Origin of the sequence: Kitasatospora sp. NPDC088779 (assembly GCF_040685395.1) — a bacterium.
Lineage (GTDB): Bacteria > Actinomycetota > Actinomycetes > Streptomycetales > Streptomycetaceae > Kitasatospora.
In genome coordinates, this window is sequence record NZ_JBFBHW010000096.1 from 1 (window position 1) to 8,747 (window position 8,747).

Below are 8,747 nucleotides of genomic sequence, written 5' to 3' on the forward strand. Positions count from 1 at the left end.
CAGTACCGCCCCGACATCCTCGACGGATTCCTCGCCGGGACCGGCCTCTCCCTCGACCTCCCGCCGCCATCACCCTGAAGCGCCAATGTCAGTAAGCGCCGGAGGCGGTGAGTACCAGCCGGCCCAAGGGCCGGCATTCGGGGAAGCGCGGCACGGTGTGCCTGCCGTCGCCACGAATAGCGAAGATGTCGTCGCCGAGGGTGTGTTCCGCGAACAACCCGGGGAGATCGGGGCCGAAGTGGCCTGGCCATCGGAGGCGCGGTGGGCAGTACGCACGGCCGGCGCCAAGGCGCGAGGCCCCAGGCGCAGGCGTCGACATCACCACACGGTTGCCGACGTGCGGGTGGTGCCGCCGAGCCGAGCGGACCTCGGTGAGGAAGATCCGTGGATGGCGAGGATCGTGCCGACGGGCTCGAAATGCAGCCGAGGGAAAGTATATTCGAACTAAATTTCCATTAACGAACACAATGGCGATTTCCACTGCCCACCACCGAGGGCGGCCTCCCGGGCCTAAACTAATACAGCAATAAGGTCTATCGAATGTTCATAACATCCCGTAGTGTGTAGCAGCACGGCGAGGAGGCGTCGGCGCACTGCGGAGTGATCACGGGTGATGCGCACGGCTCGACCGTCGAGTTGTATTGGCGCCGCCCGCAGGGCTGCCGTGACGAGAAGACAGGTTTCGTCTCCAAATGACCTGAGCCGTTCGGGCAGAGAATTCGGTGTGAATTCTGGCGTGACGGCCTTCTCTCTTCGGGCCGCCCACTTCATGGCGGACTTTCAGACCTGGCGACCGGGAAAGGTATTGGCATGAGAACGTGGCATACAGATGCAGGTAAGCGGTGGTGACCGTGGATTTCCTGATTCGACCACAGAGCGAGAATTGCCGTCGGATCGCCGATGCCTCCGACCACTGCGTCGTGGGTCTGAGCCCGTTCAACGGCTACTACACACCATGCCGGGTGGAGGCGTTGGTCCAGTGGGCAGCCGGACATTTCACGAGGGTCGACGTTCTCGTTCCCGGATTCGAGGCGGCACATACCCTCACCGCTGCGGGCGTCAGGCCGCTGGAGGCAGTGGGGCGTGTGCGGCGAGCTGTGAACCAGCTCAGGAATCCCGCGGTGCTTGCGCTGTCGCGTGCCGGTGTGTCCACGCCGGAAAGGCGCGTCCATACCTGGACTCAGCTGATGAGCCGACCCGAGTACGCGGCGTTGCGTGAGCGGGCCAGAGCGGCATACCGAGTCGATCCCGCCCTCAGGGCGGCCTGCCGGGCGGTTGCCCGGGGAGCGGTCCGGTCCATCGCGGATACGGAGCCCGGTGAGGAGCAGATCGACGCCTGCGTCAGTTATCCGATCGCAGAGTTGCCGCTGATCGTGGACAGCCCGTCGATCTTTGACGTGGCTTCTTCGGTGTTCGTCTACCACCGGCGGATCGAGCTCGCCGCGGCCCTGCTCGCCGGTCCGGCGACCGGGCTGCGGTCAGCTGCACAACAGGGGTTCGTGGTGGCCGAGCCCGTACTGCCGGGTGGTTCGTGATGAGGCAGCTCAGGCAGCTCCCGATGCCGGCGAGGACACCGGAAGTACCGTTGAGGTTTCCCTTCGTGCTGGGCCCCCTGGGCACGCCTCCGCCCGTGATCCACTGGGCACGCCGACGGCAGCCGGTCTGCCCGGTCGAGCTTCCGGGCGGATCCTGGCTGTGGATGATCTCCCGCCGGGACGACATCCTGCGAGTCTTCACCGACCCGGACCTCGTGCGCCTGAGCGATGCCGCTGAAGCACTTCCCCCTCCGGCCGGGATCAGCGGGGCAGCGCGCTCGCGGGCCGGGCAGCCGGGCGCCGAGTATTGCGCGACGTGGGCGGTGGAATCCCACCGGGCCTCGATCGTGAAACAGACGGGTCTCGTCCTGGACGCCATGGAAACCGGGAACAACCCTGCCGATCTGCTGGAACAACTGGCAGCGCCGCTAACAGCCGCCGTGTGCCGCGATGTCTTCGGGCTGTCATTCGATCCCCAGGAATTGCGGAACCTTCTGATCCAGGAAGAGCCGACAGGAAATTCGGCTGTCAGGCACCCGGTCCTGCACTCGCTCACAGAGCACCTCCGGGATGGCCCCGTCCGCGGTAATGCCGCCGGTACGCCCTTTAAAGCCCGCGAACAGCGGGAGGCCGACACTGAACCGTCGCACACCGTGGTGACAGGCTTGCTCGTCCGGTGCGCGAGGTCACTCTTCTCGGCATTGCTGACCGGACCGTTCACTCTCCTGCTCCACCCCAAACCGCTACGGGAGTGCCTGCGCGATCCAGTGCTGTGGCGGGCGGCAGCCGGGGAACTCCGCCGCTACCACCCGGGCACGGTGCTCGGCCCCACCCATATCGCGCTCAGAGACCTGGAACTACACGGCACCCTGATCAAGGCCCGAGACGCGGTATGCGCCTCGCCCCTCGGCGCGGCCTGGGACGAGGAGCACTACCCCACCCCGGCGAAATTCGACATCCATCGTCCGGACGCCGGGTCCACAGACCTTCGCACGGATCCTGGGCCCCTGGCAGACGACGCCCTCAGCAGGCTGGTTCTCACCATCGTCTGCCCCGCCCTGTTCGAGCGCTTCCCACAACTGCGCCTGGCCGTGTATGAACACGAGATTCCCTGGAGAAATGATCTGACGTTCATCCGCCCCGCCTGTCTGCCCGTGGCCTGGTGACGGCCAACCCGATGAGAGGAGAACACCATGCATCCGACTGCCCGCATCATCAGCGTCCTGTCCGACAAGTTCGCCCGGGACCCGTACGCCTGGTATCCCCAGCTGCGGGAGAACGACCCCGTCCACTACGAACCCGGCATCGGCGCCTACTTCCTGAGCCGGCACGAAGACGTTCGCCGGGTTCTGACCGAGGACCAGATCTTCACCACCCAAGCCTTACGGGAACGGGCCGAGCCGGTCATGCGCGGTCGCGTCCTGGCACAGATGACCGGCGCCGAACACACCGCCAAACACCGGACAATGATCCGCGGATACACCGGGCCGATGCTGGAAGACCAGATCCCGCTCATCCGCCGCAACGTGGAGCAGCTCATCCGCCCCCATCTGCGGCGCGGCCGGTTCGACCTGGTGAAGGACTTCGGACAGCAGCTGGCGATCTGGGTCGCGCTGGACAGTCTTGGACTGCCCAAGGACAACTGGCGGAATGTGCACTCCTGGTTCCAGGGCGTGGCCGAATTCGTGACGAGCGTCACTCTGACCGAGGAGCGATACCGGCATTGCGTCCAGTGCGCCCGCCGGCTGGAGGACTATCTGCGGCCCTTCATCGAGGAACGGCGCGAGAACCCCGGCCAGGATGTGATCTCGCTGATGTGCCACACGGAGTACGAGAGCGGGAGGATGAGCCTGCACGAGGTCACCGCTCTGTGCCACAACGTGCTCCTCGCCGCGACCGAACCGGCGGACAAGACACTGGCCCTGCTGTTCCGGCATCTGATCACCCACCCCGATCAGATGGCCCTGGTCCGCGGCGATCCCGGACTGGTGACCAACGCCATCGCGGAGACGCTCCGCTACACACCGCCCGTGCAACTGATCCCCCGCAGGACAGCGGAGAACGTCGAGATCTCCGGCGTCGCCATACCCGCCGAGACCATGGTCTGGTGCATGCTCGCCGCCGCCAACCGCGACCCGCGTGTCTTCGAACGGCCCGACACCTTCGACCTCCAGCGCACCGACCTCGGTCCCGAACGGTCCTTCACCGCCGCCGCTACCCACTTCGGGTTCGGCGCGGGCATGCACTCGTGCGTCGGGGCCGCATTCGCGCGCAGGGAACTGGAGACGGTCGTGACGATGCTGCTGGCCCTCATGGAGAACATCGGCTTCCCCGAGGACGCCTCCTACGAAGAGACCGGCTTCTACTCCCGCGGCCCCGAATCACTCACCCTCACATTCGATCCCACCGCGGAAGGACGGCTCCTGGCTGCCTGAACCACCAGAAAGGGGAAACCGCATACAGCCGGCTGCGACCTCCTCCGCATCACGATGACGGAGGACCGGAAAGGGGACATGCCGTGGACAGTAATCGCCACCACACATCTGTTCTGATTGCCGGAGGAGGACCTGCCGGACTGGTCCTGGCGGTGGAACTGGCCCGTCGGCACGTCGACTTCCGGATCATCGACGCCGGCGCGGGTCCCTTTCCGGGATCACGGGGCAAGGGTCTCCAGCCGCGCACCCTGGAGATCTTCGACGACCTCGGAATCATCGACTCAGTACAGGCGGAGGGAGCGCCGCTGCCGCCGATGGTGGCCTGGGAGGAGGGAAGGATCGTCAGGGAGTGGGACGTCATCGCCCGTGGCGAGCCCACTGGGGCCACGCCCTATGCCGAGCCCCTGATGCTTCCTCAGTCGCGCACCCAGGAACTGCTTCGCGAGCGACTGCTGAATCTGGGCCACCGTGTCGAGTTCGGAGCGCGGCTCGACGGATTCTCCCAGGACGAGGCCGGCGTGCTGGCCCAGGTTGTCCGGACCGACGGAGGTACGCGGGAGATCGCGGCCGACTACCTGGTCGGGGCAGACGGGGGCGGCAGCACCGTACGGAAAATCCTGGGTGTGAGGTTCGACCGCGAAGACGTGGACACCCGGCCGCTGCTCGTGGCCGATGCCGATATTCCCGGACTGGACCGCGAGCACTGGCACACCTGGGGTGACGCGGTCGGCATCATGACCGCGATCTGTCCCGTCGCCAGAACGGACTACTTCCAGGTCATCGCACGGTTCGCGACGGGAACCCCCGACCCCGCTCCCGAGCGGGTCCGCGAACTGGTGGCCGCCCGCACGGGAGTGCGGGTGCGGAAGGTGCTGTGGTCATCGGTCTTCCGGGCACGAGCAGCGCTGGCGGAGCACTTCCGGGTCGGCCGGGTGTTCCTGGCCGGTGACTCCGCGCATGTTCATTCCCCGGCGGGCGGCCAGGGCATCAACGCGAGCATCCAGGACGCCTACAACCTGGGATGGAAACTGGCGCTCGCGGCAACCGGCCAGGCAGCACCCTCGCTCCTGGACTCCTACGAGGCGGAGCGCCGGCCCGCTGCGGCGGAGGTGCTTGGAGTGAGCACCCGCATCCACCAAGGGGCGGGTCGGGTCAGGGAGCTGGCCGCGCGCCGTGACCGCACCACGCACCATCTGGCACTCGGATACCGGGGTATTCCACCCAACGCGGAGATGCGCCCCGCTCTCGTCGAGGAAGCCCTCCACGCGGGGGACCGCGCTCCGGATGCCCCTTGTACCGACCGTGGCGGAGCCCCGGTACGTCTCTTCGACCTCTTCCGCGGACCCCACTTCACCCTTCTTTCCTTCGGAAGTCCGCCCATCCAGCCTGTCAGCGCCCGGGGTCCCGCGGTGATCCGCGTGGTGCGCGTCGGCCACGACGTCTCGGACCCCGCGGGGTTCGCCTCCCGCGCGTACGCACCGCACGGCCTGTTCCTCGTACGACCGGACGGATACATCTCGCTGGCCACCGAGACTCCAAGTGAGGTGACCAGTCATCTTCGCTCACTCGGCATACATGTCGGATGACCGGCGGGACCCTGATCTGGGCTGCTCGTGCTCGCGTCGGCGGCCCTGCACCGCTCGTCGGGCCCGGAGGAACCAGAGAGGCAGACCATGACCGACCCGGACCGTCCGCAACCCGCCCCCTACGTTCTGGATTCAGCCGCCCGAGCGGATCTCGAATTCGACCGCCTGCGCACGATCGAGCAGGTCTACGACCCCGGAACCGAGGAGATCCTCACCCGGGTGAACCCGGCACCCGGGTGGTCATGCCTCGAAGTCGGCGCGGGAGCGGGCAGTATCGCCCGTCTCCTGGCATCTCTCGCCGGAGAGACCGGAAGAGTGGTGGCAACCGACAGCGATCCGCGATTTCTGAGGAACATCGCACATCCCGGGGTCGAAGTGATCGAACACGACATCACCGCAGGCCCTCTGCCACCAGGTTCCTGGGATCTGATCCACGCCAGATCCGTACTGGAGCATCTGCCGGACCCCGAATCCGTCCTGGCCCGGCTGATCCCCTCGCTGGCACCACACGGGCAGCTCTTCGCCGAAGCGATCGACGTCAGTCGCGAGACACTCGCCATCGCCGCCAAACACGCCCCGGACAGAAGAGCGGCCACAGCCTTCCTGGAGTTCGCAACCGCGGTGCACCGGCTGATGACACTCGCCGGAGCACACCCCGAACTCGGCAACACCCTCCCGGTGCTCCTCGCCGCCCAGGGTCTGGAGGGCATCACCCACCAGCGGCGACACCCCCTCGTCTCCGGTGGAAAACGCGGCTTCTACGCGCTCACGCTCGCCCGCCTCGCACCGTCGTTCCAGGACCACGGTCTGCTCGACACCGCCGATCGACGGCTCTCCTCCCTGTTCGACGACCCGTCCATGGTCTTCCCCGCACTCCCCATCGGCGCTGCCCATGGACACACCCCCGCGGTCGGACGGCGACAGCGGAGAACCTGAAGAGCCGGTCCGCCAGGAAGGGCGGAGAGCGCCCATCCGAACGGAACAACACGCAAACGGAACACCGAGAGAGGCGAAGCCGATGAGTGAAGTAACGGTTGTGGGCCGGGTCGTCGCCAGGGCGGGCAAGGAGGCAGAACTCGCACAACTGCTCCAGGCGGTCATCGAACCCACCCGGAACGAGGAGGGAAGCCTGCACTACTCCATCCAGCAGAGCATCGAAACCCCGGAGGAATTCATCGCCATCGAGCGGTGGCGACACACCGAAGACCTCCAGCGCCACTTCCGAAGTGCGCACTCCCAGCACCTCGCCGCCGCGGTGGAATCACTCCTGGCGGAACCGATCAAGATCACAACTTACCGGGAGCTGACATGAGATGAGAGTCCCCACGAGGGCGACCGCTAACCCCACGGAGACTGCACGGACAAGACCTGAGGCCAGGCCCCATGTCCAGCGCAGACTCCGAGCTGCCGTCTCCAGCACCCGGGACCAGCCTGGGAAGCCCTCCTGGGGAACACCCCGGGCTTCACCCTCGCCCCGCCGCGCTGGAAGCCACCACACCCGAGACCTACCTGGCCATCAATCCGGACGACCTGCTCCGCCGCTGAGCCGGCCAACCAGGACCACCACCCTCTCGGGCGATGACGGCGGAACATAGCCGTGGTTCCCCGGTTCGCGAAACCGGAGAACCACTGGACCATTGATTACTCCACCGCCACGCCCTGCCCACACCGTCGAGAGGCACCAGAACGACCACCCCACCCACAACTTCACACCAGACCCCAGCGGAGCCCGTCACACGCACACGGGATCGAGCCCTCCTACGCCGCGGCGCAGCTGAGGCGGAACAGATCCTGAGCCCGCTCCAAGTCCCGCTCCGTGCGAAGCTGGACTTCCAGGTCACCGGTTCCGTGGTGGCCGAGTCCTGTCACGTCCCGGGTGAAGCCGGGGACGAGATCAACCGTGCCCGGGTCGGCCTTCAGGTAGACGAGGAGCTTGGCCTGCTGGGGCGGGCAGAGGCAGGCGAAGTTCCGCAGCCGCTGATAGGCCCGGTACTGCTTGCGCTGCACGGGAACGATGTCGTCTCCGAGCCCGAGCAGCGCCTCGTCGACCGCGGCGGCCAGCTCCGTCATCGCCCCGCCCGCCGTACGCTCGCTCCGGCCCCCGGCCGCGCGCAGGCGGGAGGCCATCCGGGAAGCAGCGGCGTGTCCGGTGACGGAGGCCACCGTTTCCAGCCCGATGTGGTGATCGCCGTAGAAGCGGTAGCGCACGAGATCGATGCTGCGGCGGTGCTCGCGTACGGCGTGGACGTCATAGCGGGTGAAGTCACCGGCCACACAGATCAGCCTTGGCGCGCTCCACAAGACCCCGGCCGCAGCCTCGGCGCCGAGCCGGTCACGCACCAGTCGCTGGAACTCGTCCCGGTGGTCCATCAGCCAGGACAGATAGAACAGCCCCTGGTGGATCACCCCGGCGTCAGTCGCCCGCTTGTACTCAACTTTACCGACCGCAGGAGCTCGGATACCGGCTCTGAACTGCGATGATCCATAGACTACATGTCCGTCACGGTGACGGATGCACTTCTCTGTAGCTCGTCTGAGTGGTGTCGCGGTAGAGCCCGGCGGCGGTGGAGTCGCGGTGTGACAACGCAACGTAGTTACTGACTTCGGCTTGTCAGGGTGAGGTTGGGGTGTCGAGGGTGAGGCCGGTGCCGGCTATGAAGCCGTCGATGGTGTCGGGCCGGTACTGCAGGCGTTTGAGGCGGTTGCGGACGAGGGTTTCGAGTCGGTCGAGGGCGACCACGGCGAGGTTGGCGAGGCTGCGCTTGACGTGTGCCCAGACCCATTCGACGGGGTTGAGGTCGGGTGAGTAGGCGGGGAGGAGGAAGACCGTCAGCCAGGTGCGCTGGGCGATCAACTCGCGCATGGCGTGGGAGGCGTGGGTGTTGAGGCGGTCCCAGACCAGCACGATCGGTGCTTTGACGAGGTGGTGGGCACCGTCGACCAGGGCGATGAAGTCGCGCTCGCCCATGCTGCGGCGCTGACCCCTGCCTGCGGGGTGCGTGCGCAGGCGGTGGCACAGCCGGGTGCGGGAGCCGGGCCACGTGGCGATCAGCCCGGCCACCGACAGGCGTCCCGAGCGGCGGCCGCTGACGGTCACGACCGGTGTGCGGCCCCGTCGGCCCCAGGTGCGTCCTTTGGGCGGTCGGCGGGTGAACCCTGCCTCGTCCTCGAAGCAGATGTAGCCCCCGCAG

7 protein-coding genes and 1 pseudogene are annotated in these 8,747 nt (G+C 66.9%); 6 read left to right on the forward strand and 2 right to left on the reverse strand.

The genetic code is table 11. The features are described 5' to 3' along the window. Nucleotides 1-845: 845 nt before the first annotated feature. The 6 genes from AB0P03_RS40175 to AB0P03_RS40200 all read left to right on the forward strand — a co-directional run bounded on the left by AB0P03_RS40175 (nt 846) and on the right by AB0P03_RS40200 (nt 6,868). The gene (locus tag AB0P03_RS40175; RefSeq protein ID WP_363586038.1) at nt 846-1,535 is read left to right on the forward strand and encodes a tRNA-dependent cyclodipeptide synthase; all 690 of its coding nucleotides are present in this window, start codon (nt 846-848) and stop codon (nt 1,533-1,535) included. A gap of 65 nt (nt 1,536-1,600) precedes the next feature. Beyond that, the gene (locus tag AB0P03_RS40180) at nt 1,601-2,701 is read left to right on the forward strand and encodes a cytochrome P450 (protein ID WP_363586039.1); all 1,101 of its coding nucleotides are present in this window, start codon (nt 1,601-1,603) and stop codon (nt 2,699-2,701) included. Between the two features lie 27 nt (nt 2,702-2,728). Beyond that, nucleotides 2,729-3,970 carry a cytochrome P450 gene (locus tag AB0P03_RS40185; RefSeq protein WP_363586040.1) on the forward strand — a complete coding sequence of 414 codons (1,242 nt, stop codon included), beginning with the start codon at nt 2,729-2,731 and terminating at the stop codon, nt 3,968-3,970. A gap of 83 nt (nt 3,971-4,053) precedes the next feature. Next, the gene (locus AB0P03_RS40190; RefSeq protein ID WP_363586041.1) at nt 4,054-5,556 is read left to right on the forward strand and encodes an FAD-dependent monooxygenase; all 1,503 of its coding nucleotides are present in this window, start codon (nt 4,054-4,056) and stop codon (nt 5,554-5,556) included. An 87-nt stretch (nt 5,557-5,643) separates the two neighbouring features. Further along, nucleotides 5,644-6,492 carry a methyltransferase domain-containing protein gene (locus AB0P03_RS40195; protein WP_363633671.1) on the forward strand — a complete coding sequence of 283 codons (849 nt, stop codon included), beginning with the start codon at nt 5,644-5,646 and terminating at the stop codon, nt 6,490-6,492. An 82-nt stretch (nt 6,493-6,574) separates the two neighbouring features. Further along, complete coding sequence (locus AB0P03_RS40200; RefSeq protein WP_363586043.1) at nt 6,575-6,868, forward strand: putative quinol monooxygenase; 294 nt, start codon at nt 6,575-6,577, stop codon at nt 6,866-6,868. 446 nt (nt 6,869-7,314) lie between these two features. Here the strand turns inward: AB0P03_RS40200 and AB0P03_RS40205 are convergent. Beyond that, nucleotides 7,315-8,010 (reverse strand): annotated as a pseudogene (locus AB0P03_RS40205) (DUF5655 domain-containing protein); the annotation flags it as partial. Nucleotides 8,011-8,167: 157 nt separating this feature from the next. Further along, nucleotides 8,168-8,653: a transposase gene (locus tag AB0P03_RS40210; protein WP_363633673.1), complete on the reverse strand. Its 486-nt coding sequence runs from the start codon at nt 8,651-8,653 to the stop codon at nt 8,168-8,170. Nucleotides 8,654-8,747: the final 94 nt, after the last annotated feature.

What these genes read in the sequence shown, in the direction of transcription:
- AB0P03_RS40185 (WP_363586040.1), top strand. Translation starts at nt 2,729, where the DNA reads ATGCATCCGACTGCCCGCATCATCAGCGTCCTGTCCGACAAGTTCGCC.
- AB0P03_RS40200 (WP_363586043.1), top strand. Translation starts at nt 6,575, where the DNA reads ATGAGTGAAGTAACGGTTGTGGGCCGGGTCGTCGCCAGGGCGGGCAAG.
- AB0P03_RS40195 (WP_363633671.1), top strand. Translation starts at nt 5,644, where the DNA reads ATGACCGACCCGGACCGTCCGCAACCCGCCCCCTACGTTCTGGATTCA.